General features: G+C 60.9%; 17 protein-coding genes. 13 read left to right on the top strand and 4 right to left on the bottom strand.

Annotated features, from left to right (window positions below):
- Positions 1-35 precede the first annotated feature (35 nt).
- Positions 36-644, bottom strand: coding sequence for a thymidine kinase (locus GT019_RS05500; RefSeq protein WP_161741741.1), 609 nt, complete (start codon positions 642-644; stop codon positions 36-38).
- 118 nt (positions 645-762) lie between these two features.
- Positions 763-1,050, bottom strand: coding sequence for a hypothetical protein (locus GT019_RS05495; protein ID WP_161741740.1), 288 nt, complete (start codon positions 1,048-1,050; stop codon positions 763-765).
- Between the two features lie 237 nt (positions 1,051-1,287).
- Here GT019_RS05495 and GT019_RS05490 point away from each other — a divergent pair, with 237 nt between their 5' ends.
- The 7 genes from GT019_RS05490 to GT019_RS05460 all read left to right on the top strand — a co-directional run bounded on the left by GT019_RS05490 (position 1,288) and on the right by GT019_RS05460 (position 11,613).
- A complete protein-coding gene (locus GT019_RS05490) occupies positions 1,288-2,394 on the top strand; it encodes a threonine aldolase family protein (RefSeq protein ID WP_161741739.1) in 1,107 nt (368 codons plus the stop codon).
- A 188-nt stretch (positions 2,395-2,582) separates the two neighbouring features.
- The gene (locus tag GT019_RS05485; RefSeq protein ID WP_161741738.1) at positions 2,583-4,139 is read left to right on the top strand and encodes a spore germination protein; all 1,557 of its coding nucleotides are present in this window, start codon (positions 2,583-2,585) and stop codon (positions 4,137-4,139) included.
- Entirely contained in the window at positions 4,136-5,251 is a 1,116-nt protein-coding gene (locus GT019_RS05480; protein WP_161741737.1) for a GerAB/ArcD/ProY family transporter, read from the top strand. Before GT019_RS05485 ends, GT019_RS05480 begins: the two co-directional genes overlap by 4 nt.
- The gene (locus tag GT019_RS05475; RefSeq protein WP_235947024.1) at positions 5,248-6,372 is read left to right on the top strand and encodes a Ger(x)C family spore germination protein; all 1,125 of its coding nucleotides are present in this window, start codon (positions 5,248-5,250) and stop codon (positions 6,370-6,372) included. Before GT019_RS05480 ends, GT019_RS05475 begins: the two co-directional genes overlap by 4 nt.
- Positions 6,373-6,462: 90 nt before the next feature.
- Positions 6,463-7,266: a DUF2935 domain-containing protein gene (locus GT019_RS05470; protein ID WP_328803912.1), complete on the top strand. Its 804-nt coding sequence runs from the start codon at positions 6,463-6,465 to the stop codon at positions 7,264-7,266.
- Between the two features lie 158 nt (positions 7,267-7,424).
- A complete protein-coding gene (locus GT019_RS05465) occupies positions 7,425-8,981 on the top strand; it encodes an ABC-F family ATP-binding cassette domain-containing protein (RefSeq protein ID WP_161741734.1) in 1,557 nt (518 codons plus the stop codon).
- A gap of 220 nt (positions 8,982-9,201) precedes the next feature.
- Positions 9,202-11,613 (top strand): glycoside hydrolase family 95 protein, encoded by a 2,412-nt coding sequence (locus GT019_RS05460; RefSeq protein ID WP_161741733.1) that lies wholly within the window; start codon positions 9,202-9,204, stop codon positions 11,611-11,613.
- A gap of 367 nt (positions 11,614-11,980) precedes the next feature.
- On the opposite strand, the gene GT019_RS05455 is transcribed toward GT019_RS05460, so the two are convergent.
- Positions 11,981-13,894 (bottom strand): ABC transporter substrate-binding protein, encoded by a 1,914-nt coding sequence (locus GT019_RS05455; protein ID WP_161741732.1) that lies wholly within the window; start codon positions 13,892-13,894, stop codon positions 11,981-11,983.
- A 133-nt stretch (positions 13,895-14,027) separates the two neighbouring features.
- Between GT019_RS05455 and GT019_RS05450 the strand changes: the two genes are divergently transcribed.
- From GT019_RS05450 to GT019_RS05430, 5 genes are all read left to right on the top strand, one after another.
- Positions 14,028-15,569, top strand: a complete 1,542-nt coding sequence (locus tag GT019_RS05450; protein WP_161741731.1) for a DUF4153 domain-containing protein — start codon at positions 14,028-14,030, stop codon at positions 15,567-15,569.
- 180 nt (positions 15,570-15,749) lie between these two features.
- The gene (locus tag GT019_RS05445; protein WP_235947000.1) at positions 15,750-16,277 is read left to right on the top strand and encodes an AAA family ATPase; all 528 of its coding nucleotides are present in this window, start codon (positions 15,750-15,752) and stop codon (positions 16,275-16,277) included.
- A gap of 10 nt (positions 16,278-16,287) precedes the next feature.
- Complete coding sequence (locus tag GT019_RS05440; RefSeq protein WP_161741729.1) at positions 16,288-16,665, top strand: MmcQ/YjbR family DNA-binding protein; 378 nt, start codon at positions 16,288-16,290, stop codon at positions 16,663-16,665.
- Between the two features lie 420 nt (positions 16,666-17,085).
- Positions 17,086-18,834, top strand: coding sequence for a proline--tRNA ligase (locus tag GT019_RS05435; RefSeq protein WP_161741728.1), 1,749 nt, complete (start codon positions 17,086-17,088; stop codon positions 18,832-18,834).
- A 152-nt stretch (positions 18,835-18,986) separates the two neighbouring features.
- Positions 18,987-19,442: a GyrI-like domain-containing protein gene (locus tag GT019_RS05430; protein WP_161741727.1), complete on the top strand. Its 456-nt coding sequence runs from the start codon at positions 18,987-18,989 to the stop codon at positions 19,440-19,442.
- Positions 19,443-19,526: 84 nt separating this feature from the next.
- Here the strand turns inward: GT019_RS05430 and GT019_RS05425 are convergent, their stop codons facing one another.
- Positions 19,527-20,234 carry a GntR family transcriptional regulator gene (locus GT019_RS05425; RefSeq protein ID WP_161741726.1) on the bottom strand — a complete coding sequence of 236 codons (708 nt, stop codon included), beginning with the start codon at positions 20,232-20,234 and terminating at the stop codon, positions 19,527-19,529.
- A 333-nt stretch (positions 20,235-20,567) separates the two neighbouring features.
- Between GT019_RS05425 and GT019_RS05420 the strand changes: the two genes are divergently transcribed.
- Positions 20,568-21,908, top strand: a complete 1,341-nt coding sequence (locus GT019_RS05420; RefSeq protein ID WP_161741725.1) for a hypothetical protein — start codon at positions 20,568-20,570, stop codon at positions 21,906-21,908.
- Positions 21,909-21,958: the final 50 nt, after the last annotated feature.

Here is a 21,958-nt window from a genome sequence, read left to right as displayed (position 1 = left end):
CCGCCTCTTGGTTGCGTGCGATTCCAACTCCCGCGTTATTCTTCCAGCGACGTGTCGACCACGCGGAAAGCTTGATTGTAGCAGCGCCTGCAGACCGGCTTGTAATCTTCGTTGCCCCCGACTTGAATCTGTTCGCCGGAATTGACCGGCTCTCCGTCCCGGAAGCGGATGACCATCGTCGCTTTGCGGTCGCAGTACCAGCAGATCGTCTTGATTTCCTCGATCTTGTCCGCTTGGATCAGCAGATTGTAGCTGCCCTCGAAGAGCTGGTTCTGAAAATCGTTCTTGAGGCCGAAGGCCATGACCGGAATGTTTAGCTCGTCCACGACCCGCGTCAAGTCGATGATGTGATGCTTCTTCAGAAACTGGGCTTCGTCCACGAGCACGCAGTAGATCTGCTTCGGGCCCGAGGAGGACAGATGGGACTTGACGTTCTCGTACAAGTCGGTGTCTTCCTCGACCGGGATCGCTTCCCGCTCGAAGCCGACGCGCGAGCCGACCAGCTTCGACGTTCCGCGCGCGCTGAAGGAAGGCGAATAGATCAGCACGCGTTTGCCTTGTTCCTCGTAGTTATGGGCGACTTTGATGATCTCGAACGATTTGCCGCTGTTCATCGTTCCGTATTTATAATAGAGCTGTGCCAATGGAATCTCTCCTAAGCGATGATGTCTTTACTTGTTTAACATATTTGTTCGCGGCTGGCAAGGAGAAGCGCGCAAAAACAAACAGCCGCCGGCGTGCCGGCGGCTGTCCTGTATCCGATTACAATTTGTTCTTCAAATCCATCACGTATTTGACGACGACGCCGAACGCGCCGACGTAGTAAGCCGTTTCCATGATCCAGCCGGTATTGTCGAAGACGGTCATGTTCGAGAGCATGAACAGCGGGAGAACGAGCATGAGCAGATCCGTCAGGTAAGCCGTGATCAGCTCGCTGGAGAACGTGCTGCTTTTCAGGGATTTGTACAGTCCGAGGAGGAAATTCAAGCCCATGGCTCCCATAACGATCCACATCGAATACAGCATCCAATCCGTAAGTGCGAATGTCATTTGAAATCACCTCCCCGCGGGAAGAGTAATTGCATACTCCATCATATGTCGGATGAGCTCGGGTTGTACTGGGGCGAAGCTGATTTTGTCCGGGGAAGGGGATTGGGGACGGGAGAAAGAATTGCTATACTTGTTAAGGGCATCGGTTCGCGGGCGATCCGCGGCAGTCCGATGATCCGCGCGACATCACATTATTGACGATGAACGGTCCATCCGTTCTTGATAAGGAGCATGAACATGAGCGATACCAAAACGCTGCTGCAGGCATTCAACGAATCGGTCTATCCCGTCGGCGGGCATTCCAGGCGCAATGCGGAGGTGCTGCTGGAAGCTTTCCGGGACATCGACGGAGAGACGGCGAGCGATATGTACGGCTCGGGCGAAGTGATCGAACGATTCCAGACGGACCTGGCGGAAGTGCTCGGCATGCCGTCCGCGGTCTTCTTCCCGAGCGGGACGATGGCCCAGCAGATCGCGCTGCGCATCTGGAGCGACCGCCGCGGAAGCGCCAAGGTTGCCTATCATCCGCTGTGCCACCTGGAAATCCATGAACAGAACGGACTGCGGGAGCTTCATCGCCTGGAGCCGATCCTGCTGGCCGACAAGGACCGCTTGATCACGCTGTCCGACGTGGAGGCGTTGACCGACGATGTCGCCTGCCTGCTGCTCGAGCTGCCGCAGCGCGAGATCGGCGGCCAGCTGCTGGACTACGCGGAGCTTGAAGCCATCTCGGCGCATTGCCGCGAGCGGGGCATCAAGCTTCATTTGGACGGGGCGCGGTTGTTCGAGATCTTGCCTTATTACCGCAAGACCGCCGCGGAGATCTGCGCGTTGTTCGACAGCGTCTACGTCTCGTTCTACAAGGGCATCGGCGGCATCGCAGGGGCGATTCTGGCGGGCAGCGAGGAGATGACGGCCGAGTCGAAAATCTGGAAACGCCGGCACGGCGGCGATCTGATCAGCCTCTATCCCTATATTATTCCGGCCGCGCATTACTTCCGGGAACGGATGCCGAAGATGGCCGGCTATTATCGAGACGCCGTCGAGCTCGCCGCGATGTACAACGATTGTCCGGCCGTCGCGACGCTGCCGGCCGTTCCGGTATCCAACATGTTCCATGTGCATATCGACCTGCCGAAGGAGACCGCGGAACGCATCTTTGTCGGCATCTGCGAGCGGACGGGCGTCGGCTTCGCGCATATCGTCAATGCCGGGCCGGAGGGCGGCTGCCGGTACGAGGTCAGCCTGGGCGACCGGTACGGCGAGATTCCGAAAGCGAAGCTTAGCGAAGCGTTTCAACTATTGAAGGAAGGCATCGGAGAAGCGATCGCGGCGCGACAGTAATCGGAGGCATCGGCCTGGGAAGTCGTACGCAGCCAATCATGCGAATAACTCGATCGGCGAGGAAAGGCAGCCCTTAGCGGCTGCCTTTTTCGCTTTGCGTCCGACCCGGTCAATACCCGATGGCGCATAAAAACTGGCTGCAATTGGCAAAATGAAGTATCTAAGCTTGATGTGGAAAGAGGAACTACATGTCGATCATCTGGCGAATATTCAAGCTGGCCGCGGCCGCCAAGCGCTTATCCGCGCGAAGCTCGAACGGCGGCCCGGCGGATGAGCGCGGCGAGCTGGCTTCCGGACTGGAGCGTAACCTGAACGAACTGCGCCGCGTGTTCAGCCACGCGCCGGATCTCGTGGTTCGCACGTTCCCTTACAAACAGGCCGGCAGGCGGGCGGCCCTCGTCTATATGTCCGGTCTCACGGACAAGAATGCGGTCAACAACAACATACTCCGGGAATTGATGTTCCATATTGCGGACGACGCGGCGTCCGGAGAGCTGCCCGTTACGCTCGGCAAGCTGCAAACCTGTTCGAGCTGGACCCAAGTCGAGAGAGCCCTCTTGAATGGCATGAGCTTGCTGTTCGTCGACGGCATGGGGCACGGCTACGCGCTGGACACCCAGGGCTGGCCGCAGCGGGCCATCTCCGATTCCCAGGTCGAACCCTCGCTCAAAGGCGCGCATCAAGCGTTCGTGGAGACCGGCGAATCCAATATCGCGCTCATCCGGCGGTATCTCTCGACGAGCGAGCTCAAGATCAAAGAATACCAAGTCGGGGATCGCGCGCCATGCAAGGTTTCGATGCTCTACATGGCGGACATCACGGAGCCCGAACTGATCCAGGCGCTGGAAAAACGGCTGCTCGGCTTGGAGATCGACTGCATTCTGAACACGGGCCAGCTGGCGGAGCTGCTGGAGGACGATCCGTACGCGTTCCTGCCGCAGTTCATCACGACCGAGCGGCCGGATACGGCGGCATCCCAGCTGCTTCAAGGACGGGTCTGCGTCGTCGTCGACCGTTCCTCCAGCGTATTGATCGCGCCGACCAATTTCGTCGCGTTTTTCCAGGGCATCGACGATTACAGCATGCGCTGGCCGATCGCAAGCTTTCTGCGGCTGCTGCGTTTCTTCGCTTGCTTCGTCGCGGCCTTCCTGCCCGGGATTTATATCGCGTGCATTTCGTTCAATTACGAGGTGATTCCGCTCGACCTGATCCTCTCGATCGGTCAATTCCGCGCGGCGGTTCCGTTTCCGCCGTTCATCGAGGCGCTGATCATGGAGATCACGCTGGAGATGCTGCGCGAGGCCGGCGTTCGGCTTCCCGCCCCGGTCGCGCAGACGGTCGGGATCGTCGGCGGCATCGTCATCGGCCAGGCGGCCGTGCAGGCGGGCATCGTCAGCAATCTGATGGTCGTCGTCGTCGCGTCCACCGCCGTCGCGTCGTTCATCATTCCGAACTACGACATGGCGTCGGCCGTCCGCTTGATCCGATTCCCGGTCATGCTGCTCGCGTCGTTGTTCGGCATGATCGGCATCATCGTCTGCGTCATGGTGCTCATCGCGCGCATCATCGGCTTGCATTCGCTCGGCGAATCGTACAGCACGCCGATCGCGCCGATCCGCGTCCGCGATTGGAGGGACGTATTCATGCGGCTGCCGCTGTGGACGATGGCCAACCGTCCGCGGAGCATCCGCACGCGGCAGAAACGAAGAATGGGCTCCGGCAGCCATGGAGGCGACGAGGAATGAGCAGGGATCGGCTGAAACCGGACAGCAAACAGAACCGTATCACGATCGTCCAATTCGTCCTGACGATCCACAGCATGCAGCTCGGCGTCGGCGCCATCTCGATTCCCGCGGATTTGGCCAGAATCAGCGGCACCGACGGCTGGATCGCGCTGATCATGGGCTGGGCGGTATCCGTCGTCGCCAGCCTGATCATCGTGCAAGTGATGAAGCGTTATCCGAAGGGGACCATACTCGAGCTGATCGCCCATTATTTCGGCCAGTGGGCCGGCCGGCTGACCGCGCTCGTCTTCGTCGTCTACAGCGCGATTTTCGCGTACTTGATTCTCGATCGGATGGTGCTCATCATTCAGAGCTGGATCATGCAGCAGACGCCGCCGTACACCTTGATGCTGCTGTTCATCGTTCCTGCTTACGTCATCGTCAAAGGCGGCGTGCGCATCATCGGCCGTTACTCGGAAGTCGTCGTGCTGTGCTCGCTCTGGATGCCCTTGGCGATGCTGGTGCTCCTGAAGGAAGCCAATTGGCTGCACTTGCTGCCGGTGTTGAAGGAAGGATGGATGCCGGTATTCAAAACGGTGAATACGACGATCATCACGTTTCTCGGGTTCGAGTCGATCTATTACATCTATCCGAATCTGGACCGCAAGCGATACGCGTCCGTCGGCGTGGCAATCGCCAATACGCTCACGCTCCTGGTCTATCTCTTCCTGACGCTGATCTGCTTCCTGGTCTACAGCCCGGACCAAATCACCCAGTTCAACGACGCGGTGCTGTCCGTCGTGAAAATCATCGAGTTTCGCTTCCTGGAACGATTCGATATCGTCATGCTGACCTGTTACCTGCTCATCATCTCGAAGACGTGGATCCCGCCGCTCTACATTGCCGTGTATTGCACGAAACGGCTCTTGTTCGGCGGCAAGCCGGAGCTGTACCTCGGGGTGTTCCTGGCGGGGATGGTCGTCGTCACGTACCTGTGGAACCCGGATTGGAACGAGAGCGTCGATGCCCTCAAATGGTTCAGCAATTTCGGCATCGCGATCGCTTACGTATTCCCGCTGTGCCTATGGGGCGTCCTGTCCGTCATGCTGAAGTTCAAAAGGTGGCAGACATGAGGCGGGCGGCGGCCATCCTGCTCATCGCCTCGATGCTGGCCGTGCTTCCCGGCTGCAAGGACAGGCTCGACCTGGAGGACATCACGCTCGTGCTGATGTTCGGGCTGGATTTGGACAAGGACAACAAGCTCGTGATCTACGCCTCCAGCCCCGTATTCAACAAGGAAGCGAAGAACAAGAACGAGGTGACGCAGGTCAACGCGATCACGCTGCGGCAATCCAGGGGGGAACTCGAAGCCCGCGTATCGGCCTTGGTCAGCACGGGCAAGCTCCAGTGCATCCTGATCGGCAAGAAGCTCCTGCAGCATCCCGAATGGGTGAAGCTGCTCGACGTGTTCTACCGCGATTCCAAGACCCGCGTCAAAGCGCGGCTCGTCGCCGTCGACGGGCCCGTGGCCGATATCATGTACTTCGCGCCGCCCGACAAACGCAGGCTATCGCTCCATATCGCCAATTTGCTGGATACGGCCTACGAACGGAATCTGGTCGAGGAGACGTCCCTCTGGGAATTCCACCGCCAGCTGCATGAGCGGGGAAGAACGCCGGAAATGACGGAATTGCGCAAGAATAAGCGGGAAGTCGTGGCCGACAGCACCGCGTTGCTGAACGACGACGGGAAGTACGTGACCTCGATCGGCATCGAGGAGACCGAGCTGCTGCAAATTTTGCAAAAGGACAAGAAGTCGGATTTGTCGCTCACGCTCGTGCTTCCGGAGCAGGAGAAGGCCGGGGCGTCGTTCCTCTACGCGGGATCGATCAGCTTCTACGTGCTCGACATCGGCCGCAAGGTCCGTACCGCCTATACCGGCGGCAAGTTTCGGTTCGATCTCGATTTCGACCTCGAGATCCGGTTGACGGAACGTTTCTTCGCGTTCGACGTCCTGCATGACGCGGGGCAATTGGAAGCGCAAATCGATAAACGGCTGCAGGCGCAGATGACGGCCCTGATCGCCAAGCTTCAAGCGAACCGGATGGACCCCGTCGGCTTGGGGCTCCATGCCCGCGCGTTTCAGTATGCGGCGTGGAAGAAGGTTCAGGATCACTGGGGCGAAGCGTTCGGACAAGCGGAGTTCAAGCTGCGCGTGCACGCCAAAATCGTCGACATGGGCGAAATCACGTGACCGGCAATGCGCCGAACGGCCGTATTTCCCGCCTCCTGCCCGCATAGGCTAGAAGGATGGAACAGACTCACGAAAGGTGGCGGTCGTTGCGTGGATGGGAAAGACGCGGCGTTGTTCGAACATCGGTTCTGGCTGCAGATCTTAGGCGATCATAGCCGCTTTATCTTCAATGCGCTGGCGCCGATGGAGACGAAAGACATCGAGATCGCCGGGCAGTTCATTAAGGCGTTCGACGATTTGCTCGCCCGCGCGCGGCAGGCGACGACCGATGCCGAAGCGGAAGCGGTCACGCGGCTGGCCTGTCCGCTGACGGAGGAGCTGCGGAATTTCAAGCTGCATCTGCTCGAACGGATCCTCCTGGGCCGTATTACGTTCGGCCTGACGCCGTCGTTCATCAACCATATGGTCAACGAGCTGGAGGAGTACATGCGCATCCTGGCCGAGCTGGAAGAGGGCCGCCCGGTGCCGCGGTTCGCCGCGCTGCATCACGACATACTCTGGTTGTCCGATGCGTCCTTCCATGCGGCGACGATCACCGGCGGGCTCGATCCGGTCGAGAAGCGGCTGCAGCTGCGAAGCCGCGAATTCTCCAAGCATTTCGACGATCTGTATCTCAAGAGCATCGAGCTGGCGGGCTACATGCGCACGCAGCTGCAGGATTTCCCGGCCTTCCGGCGGTTCCACAGGGACGTGGACCTGGAGATGAATCTGTTCCGGAGCTTCCTGACGGAGCTGGATTCCTGGGAGCTGACCTCCGAAGTGCTCGACAGCCTGACGCCGCTCGTTCCCGACCACATGCTGCGGGAAGAATGCTACTACTTGGGCAAGCTGGCCGATCTCGGCCAGGTTCCGCGCCCCAACTGCGACCCGGACCGGCCGAGAGTCGGCGCGTGACGGAAGGGCAAGCTCATCAAGGCAGCCGGCGGCTGCCTTTTTTGCTGCCGGAATCCGGGCTTGCGGGCACGCGCGGACAGCTTCACTTTCTCATTGAGTTGTACGGGGCGTAACGCTATAATATAACGAGAAAAAGTCTAACAGAAAAGGTGTCATCGATGAGTATATTAAACGTAGAACGGCTCAGCCACGGCTTCGGCGACCGGGCGATTTTCAACGACGTTTCGTTCCGCCTGCTGAAGGGCGAGCATATCGGGCTGATCGGCGCGAACGGCGAGGGCAAGTCCACTTTCATGAACATTATCACGGGCAAGCTGCAGCCGGACGACGGCAAAGTGGAATGGTCGAAGCGCATGCGCGTCGGCTACCTGGACCAGCATGCGGCGCTGCAGCGCGGGCTGTCGATCCGCGACGTGCTGAAGGGCGCGTTCCAGTATTTGTTCGACATGGAACAGGAAATGAACGACATGTACGGCCGCATGGGCGAAGTAACGCCCGAGGAGCTGGAACAGATGCTGGAGGACGTCGGCACGATCCAGGATACGCTGACGAACCAGGATTTCTACATGATCGACGCCAAGATCGAAGAGACCGCGCGCGGACTCGGGCTGACGGATATCGGCCTCGACAAGGACGTGACGGACTTGAGCGGCGGTCAGCGCACGAAGGTATTGCTGGCCAAGCTGCTGCTCGAGAAGCCGGACATCCTGCTCCTCGACGAGCCGACCAACTATCTCGACGAACAGCATATTACGTGGCTGAAACGCTACTTGCAGGAATACGAGAACGCGTTTATTCTGATCTCCCATGATATCCCGTTCCTGAACGACGTCATCAACCTGATCTATCACATGGAAAATCAAGAGTTGAACCGCTACGTCGGCGACTACGAGCATTTCCAGCAGGTCTACGAGATGAAGAAGCAGCAGCTGGAATCGGCGTTCAAGCGCCAGCAGCAGGAGATCGCCGACCTCAAGGACTTCGTCGCGCGGAACAAGGCAAGCGTCGCGACCCGCAACATGGCGATGTCCCGCCAGAAGAAGCTCGACAAGATGGACGTCATCGAGCTGGCGAAGGAGAAGCCGAAGCCGCAGTTCGGCTTCAAGGAAGGCCGGACCTCCGGCAAGCTGATCTTCGAGACGAACCAGCTCGTGATCGGCTACGAGGAGCCGCTGTCGAGACCGCTCGACCTGCGCATGGAACGCGGGCAGAAGATCGCCCTCGTCGGCGCGAACGGCATCGGGAAGACGACCCTGCTGCGCAGCATCCTCGGCGAGATTCAAGCGCTCTCCGGCACCGTCCAGCGCGGCGAGCACCAGCAGGTCGGCTACTTCGAGCAGGAAGTGAAGGACGCCAACTACAACACGTGCATCGAGGAAGTGTGGAAGGAATTCCCTTCGTTCACGCAGTTCGAAGTCCGGGCGGCGCTCGCGCGCTGCGGCCTGACGACGAAGCACATCGAGAGCAAGATCGCCGTGCTGAGCGGCGGCGAGAAGGCGAAGGTCCGTCTCTGCAAGCTGATCAACCGCGAGACCAACCTGCTCGTATTCGATGAGCCGACCAACCATTTGGACGTCGACGCGAAGGAAGAGCTGAAGCGCGCGCTGCAGGCGTACAAGGGCAGCATCCTGCTGATCTCCCACGAACCGGAGTTTTACCGCGACGTCGTGACGGAGACGTGGAACTGCGAATCGTGGACGACGAAAGTATTCTGATGCGTCGCGCAGCGAGTTAGACATGCCGCTCGGCGGACACGGTCCCGAACCGTGCCGCCGGGCGGCTTTTTCGCGTCATGCGGTCTATCGCCGCGAGTATCGAAGGAGGCCGCGATCCGCGCGTCGCCGCCATAATTGTGAGGGAATCCCTTGACGGACATTGCCCCATTGGATACATTTGCAATGTGCGACTATGCGAATGTTGGGGAGGAACTGTCTTTTGGAACTGCGATATGGAAGACCCGCGCGCGTCTGGACGGAAGCGCTTCCGGTCGGTAACGGCAGGCTCGGCGCCATGGTATACGGCGGCGTCGAGAGCGAAGAAATTCAACTGAACGAGGACACGCTGTGGTCGGGGCACCCGACCGACGGAAGCAATCCGCGCGCCAAGGAAGCGCTTCCGGAGGTGCGCCGCCTGATCGCGGAGAAACGCTTCGTCGAGGCGGACCTGCTGTGCAAGGAAATGATGGGCCCGTTCACGCAAGCCTATATGCCGCTCGGGCATTTGCGGCTGACGTTCGAGCACGGCAACGTGCATTCGGCTTACGAACGGACGCTGGATTTGGAGCGAGCGGTTACAAGCGTCACTTATAAAATCGGCGGCGTCGTCTATACGAGAGAGGTGTTCGCTTCTCATCCGGACGGCGTCATCGCGATCCGCCTGCAGGCGAGCGCGCCGGGCAAGCTGAGCTTCCACGCGCGGCTCGACAGCCCGCTGCGGTACAAGACTTCCGCGGCCGAGGCGCGCTACGTCATGCACGGCGTCGCGCCGGAGCATGCGGCGCCGAGCTATTATCCGGTGGACGAGCCGCTCGTCTACGGCGATCCGTATACGTCGGAAGCCATATCGTTCGAAGGCTGCCTGAAGGCAAACCTCGAGGACGGGACGGGCTTCTCCTGGATCGACGGCGACGGGCTGCACGTCGTCGGCGCGACGTCGGCCGTGCTCTATTGGAGCGCGGCGACGAGCTTCAACGGCTACGACCGGATGCCGCGCAGCGAAGGACGGGAACCGGGACCGATCGCGGCGGCCGCGGTCGAAGCCGCTTCCGCATCGGCGTACGAAGAGCTGCGCCGTAAGCACGTCGACGATTACCGGTCCCTGTACGGCCGCGTGGAGCTGGAGCTCGGCGCGTCCCAGGCGCCGGCCGGCATGGCGACCGACGAGCGCGTGGCCGCTTACGGCGCGAAGGATCCCGGCTTGGCCGAGCTGATCTTCCACTACGGGCGTTACCTGACGATCGCGAGCTCCCGCCCCGGGACCCGCGCGACGAATCTGCAGGGCATCTGGAACAAGGAAACCCGGGCGCCGTGGAGCAGCAATTATACGATCAACATCAATACGCAAATGAACTATTGGCCCGTCGAAAGCTGCAACCTGGCCGAGTGCCACGGGCCGCTGCTCGCCTTCATCGAAGAGCTGGCGGCGAAAGGCAAGCGGACCGCTTCGGTCAATTACGGCACGCGCGGCTGGACGGTCCACCACAATACAGACCTCTGGGCGCAGACCGATCCGGTCGGCGATTTCGGCCAAGGCGACGCGAGCTGGGTCAGCTGGCCGATGGGCGGCGTCTGGCTGTGCCAGCATCTGTGGGAGCACTTCGCGTTCGGCCGGGACGAGGCGTTCCTGCGGGAACGCGCGTATCCCGTCATGAAGGAAGCCGCGTTGTTCTGCCTTGATTGGCTCGTCGACGACGGTCGAGGCAAGCTGGTCACGATGCCGTCGACGTCGCCGGAGCATAAATTCCGCACGCCGGACGGCGTTGCGGGGGTAACGAGCGCGTCGTCCATGGACCTGGAGCTGATCTGGGACCTGTTCACGAACTTGATCGAGGCTTCGACGATCCTGGGCGAGGACGAAGCCTTCGCCGCCGAGCTCGCCGAGGCTCGCGAACGCATGCTCCCACTCGCAATCGGCAAATACGGCCAGCTGCAGGAGTGGGCGAGCGAGGATTTCGAGGACGAGGACGTCCATCACCGTCACGTCTCCCATCTGTTCGGCGTCTATCCGGGCAGGCAGCTGACGGCGGAGACGACGCCGGAGCTGTTCGAAGCGGCCAAGCAATCGCTCGAGCGCAGGGGAGACGGCGGAACCGGCTGGAGCTTGGGTTGGAAGGTCTCGCTTTGGGCGCGCTTCGGCGACGGCAACCGCGCGCTCGGGCTGCTCGACAATCTGCTCAAGCTCGTTCGCGAGGACGAGCCGGACAATTACCATTCCGGAGGCGTTTACCCGAATCTGTTCGACGCGCATCCGCCGTTCCAGATCGACGGCAATTTCGCGGCGACGGCCGGCATCGCCGAGATGCTGCTGCAATCGCACCGGGACGAGCTGCGGCTGCTGCCCGCGCTGCCCGACGCTTGGCCGGAGGGCCGGGTATCCGGCTTGCGCGCGCGCGGCGGCTTCGAAGCGAGCCTGCGCTGGTCGCAAGGCCGTTTGGCTGAGGCGGAGGTGCGTTCGCTGAGGGGCGGAATTTGCGTGATTGCCGCCGATGGACCGGTTACGGTATCGCTGGCGCCGGAGGACGATTCGGCTGCCAGCGGGGAAACCCCGCTCGACGTCGTCGCGCTGGATGACGGGCGCGTGCGATTCCGGACGGAAGCCGGCCGGAGTTATCGGATTACGCGGGCCTAGCGATCGCAGGGATCATCGGAGCGTCGCAATTGCATATCAAGCTGGAAAGAGCCGGATCCTGGGGATCCGGCTCTTTCCGCTGTAGTCCGTTTGTACGCAGTCCGTTGGCACACCTTCCATTGGCACGCTGACCGTTGGCACGCTGACCGTTGGCACGCCGTCCGTTGGCATGCCGTCCGTTTGCACACCGTCCGTTGGCACACCTTCCGTTGGCACACCTTCCGTTTGCACACCGTCCGTTTGCACACCGTCCGTTGGCACGCTGACCGTTGGCACGCTGACTGTTGGCACGCCGTCCGTTGGCATGCCGTCCGTTCGCAAGCTGTCTGCTGGCAAGCTGTACGTTTGCACGATGTCCGTCCGCAAACTATCCGTTCGCAAGCTCCTCCGGCTTGAACCACAGGTCCCGGAACCGGACCCAGCCCAGCGATTCCAGCGAGATGCCCCGAATGGAAGGGTGGAAGGCGGTTTTGAGATGCTTGCGGTACAGAAACAGCAGCCGGTGCGTCGAGCGGAGCTCGTGTTCGATCGCGAGCAGCGCCGCGGTGCGCTGTTCCGCGCCGTGGAGCATGAGCAGGGCATCGATACGCCGTTCCATGTCGCGCTGCGTCTCGGGCAGCAGATGATGCAGCATGCTTTTGAACAATTCGATGAGCCGCAGCTCGCGGTGCTCGTCGAGCATGACCGCGAAGAGCAGCAGATCGGCCGCGAGGCGGGATTCCCCTTTGAAGATTTCCGCGGGAATGAGCTCGATGTCGAGGCGGATGCCGGACGCGGCGCATTCGTCGCGGACGAGCTCGGCGTCGGCCTTGTATTGGGGAATGGTGGCCAGCACGATGCGCTCGCCCGCATAGCCCGCGGAAGCGAGCAGCTCGGAGGCCGAAGGCGGGTCGCAGGGAGCGGTGTCAGGCGCTCCGTGCAGCTCCGCTCCGTCCCGGACCGCTTCATAGCGGTTGGCTCCATGCCGTGTCGTCTGGTCCGGTTCCGTTGCTCGTGTTTCCGTTCCAAGCGGGACGCCTCCATGAAAGTCCGGCCAGAAGCTGTTCGCGGCTTCGATGACGTCGCCCGACAACCGCTCGATCAAACTGGCCCGGTTCAATGCCGCATCGAATGCCTGCCGGAGCGCCGGATTGCGCAACGGCCCGTCGCGCAGCTCGTTGACCGTCACGAACTTGCAGGTCATGCCGGATTGCCTGACCTGCTGCAGCCGCTGCGAAGCCGGGCCGGACAGCCGCACGTTATGCATCACTTCGAAGACGGGCAGCCCCTCCGGTTCGTCGCTGCCGCGCGTGCTTCCGGATTCCGTCCAGACCTCCACGACGTCCAGGAACCCCCTCCCGTGAAAATACGCGTCGAACGCTTCGAGCGTGAATATCCCGTGCTCGCTCCCGGCAAGCCGGAAGGGGCCTGTTCCGACAGGTTGCAAGCCGAACAGCGCGTCTTCCCGAGGCTCGTCCGCCGCCGGCACGATCGAAGCTCGGTTCGTGGTCAAGAACGGCAGGAAGAGCTCGTTCGGCGACCGCAGCCGGAACGTCACCGTCCGTTCGTTCGGCGTATCGATCGCGGCGATCTCGCCGTATACCCAGTTGAACAGCCCCTTCGGCGCCAATCGCTTCAGCCGCTCGAAGGAGAATTTCACGTCAGCGGCGGTCATCTCTCTACCATTATGGAACAAGACGCCCTTGCGGAGGAAGAACGTCCAGCGGCGCCGCGATTCGTCGATTTCCCAGGCATGCGCGAGATGCGGCAGCGCGGCTTCGCCGCCGGGACTCATCCGGACGAGGCCGTCGAACAGCTGATTGACGAGATGGGACTCGCCGGCATAATGCATATCCGCGGGATCGAGCGAATGAATATGCTGCGGAAGCGGAAAACGCAGCAAGTCCAGCCGGCGTTCGCCTCGGACCTCCGACTGGAAGCCGAACCGTCCCGACAGCCAGGCTTGGAATCGGTTCCGCAGTCCGCCGGCGTCGTCGTCCATCTCCTGCAGATACGAGACGGCGCGCTGCAGATCCTGCCGCTCCGCGATATCCTGCGCCTCCGCGAGCAGCAGCTCTTCCTTGCCCGCAAGGAACCGCAGGACGGAACGGTTGCCGCGGCCGCGCTTCGGCTCCCAGCCGATCCAATTCTCCCGCTGCATGCGCTGCAGCAGCAGCACCATGTTCCGGTGGGTGCAATCCAGCGCTTCCGCCAGCTCCTGCGTCGTCACTTCGAGCGGCTCGCGCTCGCCGATCTGCGGATACAGCGCGCGCAGCGCCAAATAATGCCGCCTGATCTTCATGTCTCCAGCTCCCGTCGTTAAAATATGAAATCGAGGGAAAATATCTTTCACTTTTTGTTCTTATTTTATCGGCTACAATAAATGGAAGCAAGACATTCGCGCCGTCCGCGGCGCATGCATGAGGAGTGAAACGATGCGAGATCCGGCGCCATGGCAGCGGCGATACGAAAATATCGCTTTGCTGTCGCTGCTGTTTGGAATCGTCAGCCAGTATTTATTCGTGTGGAACGGGTTTAATTTGTCCGTCCTGCTATTCGTCATCGCGTTCTACGGATTGTTCTTCTACGCGGTTCAGGGGAGAATCGGCGGCTTCGACCGCTGGCGGGGACAGACCAAATCCGGCTGGCTGCTCAGTTTGCCGGTCGCTCTATTGGCCTTGACTTACGCGATCTACGCCAACGCGCTGTTCCGGGGGCTGAATTTGGTTATCCTGCCCGCCCTCGTCGCGGCGCAAACGGTGCTGCTGACGCGCAGCAGCGGCAAGCCCTGGTTCCGCCTCGCCTTCTACGGAGAGGTCATCTTCTTGTGCCTGATCAAGCCGTTCGCGTATCTGGCCGTTCCGTTCAGCTTGCTCGGCAGCCGCCTCTTGCCGAAATCGGGCGAGCACGGCCCGCATCCCGCGGCGGGAAAGGCGCGCCGGATACTGTTCGGCCTGCTCCTCGCGGCACCGCTGCTGGGGCTCGTCATTGGCCTGCTAGCGTCCGCCGACCGCATCTTCAGCGAGCTGCTGTGGCGCATCCCGAGGCTGCTGTTCCATTGGGATATTTTCGACGGCTTCATTCGGATCTTCGTCGGCGCCGTCTTCGCGTTCTATGCCTTCTGTTACTTATGGACGCTGTTATTCCATCGCAGCGAGGGAGGGGCCGCCGACTCGCATGGCGCGGAATGGAACGGGCTCATGATCGAACGCTACGGCGGCAAAAAAGAACCTGTCGCGCTCGATCCGTTGACGGCTTGCACGCTGCTCGTCAGCTTCAACCTCGTCTACCTCGTGTTCGCGGCGATTCAGTTCTCGTATCTGTTCGGCGCGGCCAGAGGCCTGCTGCCGGCCGGCGCGGAATACGCGGAGTATGCGAGGCAAGGCTTCGCGCAGCTGGTCGTCGTCGCGCTGATCAACCTGATCCTGCTGCTGTGCGGCCTGCATCTCGTGAAGCGAGGCGAACGGGCAGGCGAGCTGGTTCGCAAGATCTCCCTCAGCATGCTCGTCGGCTGCACCGTCATCATGCTCGTCTCCGCCTTCGGCCGGTTATCGCTGTACGAGCAAATGTACGGCTATTCGCAAACCAGGCTGCTCGTGCACGGGTTCATGATCTTCCTGTGCTTTATTCTGGCCGCGTCGCTGATCCGCATCTGGCGCGAGCATTTCTCGCTGGCGAAGACGTATATCGGGCTTGGCGTCGCGGCGTACGTCATCATGAACTACGCGAACCTGGACGCGCTGATCGCGCAGCGGAACTGCGAGCGGTTCGAGGCGAGGGGGCAGATCGATACGGCGTATCTGATGACGCTTTCCGCGGACGCGCTGCCCGCCCTGCTCAAGCTGCAGGCCAAGCATCCCCGGGATCTCCCGGGCTTGGACGAGGCGATTCGCGGCATCGTCGATCGGTCCGGCGGCGATGGCGGGTGGCCGGGGTGGAACTGGTCCACTTCGCGGGCGGCACGCCTTGACGATTGATTCGCGGCATGGTACGGCGGGAGCGTCAAGTCGCGGGGATGCCGCCGCTTAACAAGGCCGGGACGATCGCACATGTCGCGTGCGTATTTCGGCACAAGCATGAATGTCGATCGCGCGCCGCGCGTTTGTCGAAGCTTATGAATAGCCCATGCTATTTCTAGGAGTGATCGCTTGATTATCATGATAAACGGGGCGTTTGGCGCCGGAAAGACTTCCGCCGCCCGAATGCTGCAACCCTTGATCGCGAATAGCCTGATATTCGATCCCGAAGAAATCGGACTCATGATTAGAAAGATAATACCCGAGGAAGCAAGGCACATCCATGAACGCACGGATGATTTCCAGGACATCGAGCTTTGGCGAATCTTGACCGTTAAGGTCGCGGGAGAGGTAAAGAAGAAGTATCGAAAACACTTGATCGTGCCCATGACCCTGTATAAAGAGGAAAATTTCGCTTATATTTATAATGGATTTAAAGAATTGGACGAAGATCTCTATCATTTTTGTTTAATCGCTTCAGAGGACACCATTACGGACAGATTAGCCGAGCGCGGTGACGCAATAGGAGGCTGGTCATTCCAACGGACGGCTGAATGCGTCGAAGCTTTTAAGAAGGCGATGTATCAGGAGCATATAATTACGGATCACGTAACGACGAATGAAGTTACGGACTTTATTCTAAAGCGAATACGACCAACAAGGAAATGAGGGGTTGCTCATGACCGAACAAGTCCATCCGCTGCTTAGTCGGGTCCGGGAATTATGTCTCGGGCTGCCGGGCGCGAGCGAGCGCGACAGCCACGGGTCCCCGGGATTTTTCGTCGACGGGAAGAAAGCGTTCGTGCATTACCGGCACGATCATCACGGCGACGGCATCGTCGGGCTGTGGTGCGCCGCGCCGCCCGGCGTCCAGAGCTTGCTCGTCGCGGGCAACCCGGAGCTCTATTACGTGCCGGCCTACGTCGGGCATCTGGGCTGGGTCGGCGTTCGCTTGGACCGCGGGGCCGGCTGGGACGAGATCGCGGCCGCGATCGGCGAAGCATACGCGGTCCGTGCGCCGAAGAAATATTTGAAGCAGCTGGCGGAACGGCGCTGAATGCCGCTTCGGGCGGCTAGCGCTTGACTTGCGTGCCGAACGTGGTGTATTTTAAGTACCAATCATACTAAGACCGTGATCAAGGATATGCCGATTCTTCGAACCTGCGCACAGAGAGGGAGCCCCCGGCTGAGAGGCTCCCCGCAGTCGCGAATCGCGCCCCGCCTTGTAGTCGCTGCGAGGAACGCGAGTATTCGCAGCCGGGATCTTCCCGTTATCCGAACCAGAGTGCCGATCCGCAACGCCTGCCGATCGGCTGAATTGGGGTGGTACCACGAGCGCGCACTCGTCCCTTTACCGGGGACGGGTGCGCGTTTTCGTTTGGCCGTGCGCGCGTTCGCTTGCGGAAGGAGGCCGGGGATATCCGGCCGGGGTCTGGGGCGGGCAGCGCAGGCAATACATTCGCGAGGAGGAAGAAGGATGCGACAACAAGCTGCGTTTATGCCGACGATGCGGGAGGTGCCGGCCGACGCGGAAGCGATCAGCCATCAATGGCTCGTCAAAGGCGGATTCATCCGTCAGCTGTCCGCTGGCGTATATTCGATATTGCCGCTGGGCCGCCGCGTGCTGCGGAACGCGGAGCGGATCGTCCGCGAGGAGATGGAGGGGACCGGCGCGCAGGAGGTGCTGCTCCCGGCGATGCAGCCCGCCGATCTCTGGCGCCAATCCGGCCGGTACGAGGTGTACGGACCGGAGCTGATCCGGCTGCGCGACCGCGGCGACCGCGAATTCGTGCTCGGACCGACGCACGAGGAGGTCATCACCGCGCTCGTCGGACAGGAAATCTCGACGTACCGCAAGCTTCCCGTGACGCTGTACCAGATCCAGACCAAGTTCCGCGACGAGCGCCGCCCGCGGTTCGGCCTGCTGCGAAGCAGGGAGTTCGTCATGAAGGACGCGTATTCGTTCTCGGCGGATTGGGAGAGCCTCGATGCCGTTTATCGGGCAATGTACGGGGCGTATCACCGGATATTCGAACGCTGCGGCCTTGAATTCAGAGCCGTGGAAGCGGATGCGGGCGCGATCGGCGGCGAGGGCGGCACGCATGAATTCATGGCCATCGCCGCATCCGGCGAGGACGATGTCGTCACGTGCAGCCATTGCGATTATGCGGCGAACATGGAGAAGGCCGCCGGTCGCGGAGTCGCCGCCGGCGGCGGGACAACGGCGGTGAGTAGGGATACGATCCCGGCTGCGGAGAAATTCCACACGCCTGGCCTTAGAAGCATCGAGGATCTCGTGACGGGACTCGGCCTTCGGACGAGCGAGCTGATCAAGACGTTGATCTACTTGGCGGACGGCAAACCGGTCGCGGTGCTGGTTCGAGGCGACCGCACGCTGAACGAGACGAAGGTGAAGAACGCGCTGGACGCCATGGAGCTGGAGCTGGCGGATAGCGCGGTCGTCGCCGGCATCACGGGGGCGGCCACGGGCTTTGCCGGTCCGGTCGGGCTGAACGCGACGCTGCTGGTGGATGAGGAAGTCGCCGCCATGGCGCATGGCGTTGCCGGCGCGAACGCGACGGATTATCATTTGAAGCACGTCGTGCCGGGCAGGGACTTCCCGCTGGAGCGGATCGGCGATTACCGCAACGTCGAGGAAGGCGAGGCATGCCCGAACTGCCTGGAAGGCATGCTGCGCGTCATTCGCGGCATCGAGATCGGCCACGTCTTCAAGCTCGGCACCAAATACAGCGAGAAGCTGGGCGCCCGGTTCGTGGACGCTTCCGGCGAGAATCGTCCGATGATCATGGGCTGCTACGGCATCGGCGTCACGCGGCTGCTGTCCGCCGTCATCGAGCAGCACCACGACGCGAACGGCATGCTCTGGCCGGTCGAGCTTGCGCCGTTTCAGGTGCATGTCATTCCGGTCTCCCATCAGGACGAAGCTCAGATGGCGGCGGCCGAGCGATTATACGAGCAGCTGCGGGCGGACGGCATCGAAACGCTGCTCGACGATCGGGGCGAACGTCTCGGCGTGAAGCTGAAGGACGCCGATCTGATCGGCATCCCGATTCGGATCGTCGTCGGCAAAGGAATTGCCGAGGGCGAGGTCGAATGGAAAGAGCGGGGAAACGGCGAGCCTGCCGAACGTCTGGCGCTCGCGGATGCCGGCGCGGCCGTCCGGCGATGGCTGGAAGACCGTCGCGCGCGGCGCCGGAAGAGCTAAGCCGGTCCGCCGTCCGTCCGCTTGCGATCGGTGCGCGCTTCGTTCGACGTGCAAGGGCGCGAACGATCAGGCGGAGGTTCGGCATGCGGGCCTGACGGAAACCGCCGCTTACGCCAAGGATGATAGTCGGGCAGCAGAGAGGAGCCGATCGGATGAGTTTGCAATGGAGAATCGTCGATGAACCGTTTACCGTCACGCTGCACGGGGTCGCGAAGCCTCGCCTCGGCGACGAACCTTACGGGGATATCGTCATGGAGCTGCTGGGACGCGTATGGACGGAAGTGCGCGACCAGGCTCTTCCGCATCGCGGCGTGAATCATGTGTTCTACGGGCCGGACGACGTGGTCTTCGCGGGCGTCGAGCTGGAGTCGGCGCAATTGGGCGACCGCGTCATATCGCAGTTGACGCGCAGGACGCTGACGCTGAACGAATACGCCTATTGCGTCCACCGGGGTTCTTACGCCGGGCTTGGCCGCACGTATGACGAGCTGTGCGCGGCCGTCTCGGCCTCCGGACGCGAATGCCGGAAGCCGCTGCTCGAGGTATACGGCCACTGGAACGAAGACGAATCGCTGCTGGAGACCGAAATCTATTTCGCGCTCGACTAACCGAATACCGCATGCAGGCAACGCAAAACGCTCCGGCCATTATGGTCCGGGGCGTTTTGCGTTGCCTGCGAGGCGCTCGCCCGCTTATTCCCGTTTGATGATCAGCTTGAACGCGCTGCTTTTCAAGTAATCCAAGGAGTAGAATACGGGGCGGTCCTCTTCGTCGTAATGCAGCTGCTTGAGCAGCAAAATCTCCGGACCGAGCAGCTCGGCCGCGTTCCGGTCCATCGCGTTGTCCATGCTGATCGCGCAAATCTCGGTAATGGCGTAAGCGACCTGAATGCCGATCTTATTCCGCAGAAAATCGAAGATCGCGCCCGTGAACTCGCCATCGATATGGCCCGCGACCAGGCTTTGCGGAAAGATGTTGTAATAGAACGCGACCTTGTTGCCGTCCGCCGTCCGGGAACGCTCCAAGATGACGACGTTCTCGCCGGTCTGCAGCTTCTCCGCCCATTCCTCCTCGGATTCGCGGGTGTAGATGCGAATATCGAGCTCGCTTTCCATGAAGCCGCCGTTCTTGATCATCTGGCCGACGCTTTGCAGCTTGCTCAGCGGATTCAAGATGACGTCGGAGCGGCTGTTGACGTAGGTGCCGACGCCGTTTCTGCTGATCAGCGTCTTCTCCCGCTGCAGCATCTTCAGCGCCTCGCGAAGCGTCGGACGGCTGACTTCGAATTTCTTCGCCAGCTCCGGCTCGGAAGGCAGTCGTTCGCCGGGCTTCAATTCACCGGATTCGATGCTGTGCTCGATTTCTTCTTTTACTTTGAGATAAAGCGGTTTTTTCTCCAACTTCCCGTTGTTCCTCCTTGCATTCCGAATGCTGTCTGACATCGACATTGTAGCATAAACGTAAATCCGCTCACAACAAAAAGCTTATAAATCGGCCGATTGTCTCAATAAACACTTAACATTCCCTTCATTGACACGATTGAAACGTGTTCCCTATAATTCAAGGTGTCAGACAGCATGCCTTAACCTGGTTGATAGGGGGAGATGGATCGACGCGGACTTGACGGCGCCAAGACGCCGAGCTGCCGGCATGCCGGCACAAGCCTGACGTATCGGAGTCTGCTTTTTCTCGGGGAACAGAAAAAATATGAAGCGACGGAGGGTTAGAGTTACATGAAGAAAACCGTACTGGGTCTTACGGCCGCGGCGGCGCTGGCGCTGGGCGTTCCGGGCATCGGAGGCACGCCTGCCGCGCATGCCGCGAGCAATGCCGAGCTGGCCGCGCACTGGGCGCCGCAAATCTATCAGGACGTCAATGCCGATCTCGACGTAAGAGCGGACTTCATCACGAACTTCAACTATGACGGGGATTACCGCGCGCTCAACAATTGGGACAACCTCTCGAATTTCAACGAAAACGGCTACGCGTACTACAAAGTGTCCGAGACGAACACGCACTACTTCATCGAGTACGATCTGTTCCATGCCCGGGACGACGCCTATACCCGGCCGCTCGACGCGCATGAGAACGACCTGGAGGGCTTGTTCCTCGTCATCCGGAAGGACGGCTCGGCTTACGGCAGCTTCCAGCTGATGGAGACGATGGCGCATAACCAATGGTACGATTACACGAACGATCCGAGCATCACGACGGGTTCGGACAACGTGGACGGCGGCGTGCTCTTCAGTGGCAGCCATCCGCAAGTGTTCTGCCAGGCGAACGGCCAGAGCCCGAGCGGCGGACACGGCGTGAAGGCCTACGACGGATCGGTCGCGCCGGGCGGAGACGGCATCGTCTACGATTACACCGGTCAGGCGGACTTCCCGACATCGACTACAGGCAGTTATGCGAATCACTACGGATACGCGCTGATCGAATGGGGCGATTTGTGGAGCAAGCGAACCGATCCGAACGTGTTCGCGTCCTGGGGAACGTTCGGCGGCGACAATAACACGGCCAATTCGGCCAACGCGCCTTGGGGCTGGGACGACAGCTCCGACGGCCCTGCCCTTCAGGGAATGAACTGGTCCGATCCCGCGCTTCAGGTCGACGTGCACCTGAACGGTCTCGGCAGCTTCTCGCATGTTTACGTGTCCAACCCGTACTACTCGCATAAGATCACGCTCGTCAACGCGACGAGCCTCGAGAACCGCGATCCGTTCGGCGGGAAGAGCGATATCTTCCTGAAGGCGTACGTCAACGGCCAAGGTCAGACGGACGCGCGCTTCTGGAAGAAGAACGACGTGCCGACCTCGCAAACGTATCCGATCGCGTTCGGCGCGGACGACGCGGAATTCGGCGCCAATTTCTCCGAAGCCTACAACACGGTCTACGTCGCCAAGCCGGCGAATACGGCGGTCGAAATTCATGCCTACGACTCGGACGGCACGTCCGGCGACGACGATATGGGCTATGTATCCGCCGTCGTGGCGCCGGGCGCCACGATGACGTGGACGAACGCGGCGACGAGCAACGGACAAGCCCGCATCACGGCGACCGTCACGGCGCAATAAGGAATAAAGAAAACGCGGCGTATGCTTTCGAAGCAGTTTTGCTTATCTTG

It is taken from the genome of Paenibacillus glycinis (assembly GCF_009909185.1).
Taxonomy (GTDB): Bacteria; Bacillota; Bacilli; order Paenibacillales; family Paenibacillaceae; genus Paenibacillus_Z; species Paenibacillus_Z glycinis.
The sequence above is the reverse complement of the archived record's forward strand: the minus strand, read 5'-3'. Positions and strand labels throughout refer to the sequence as shown.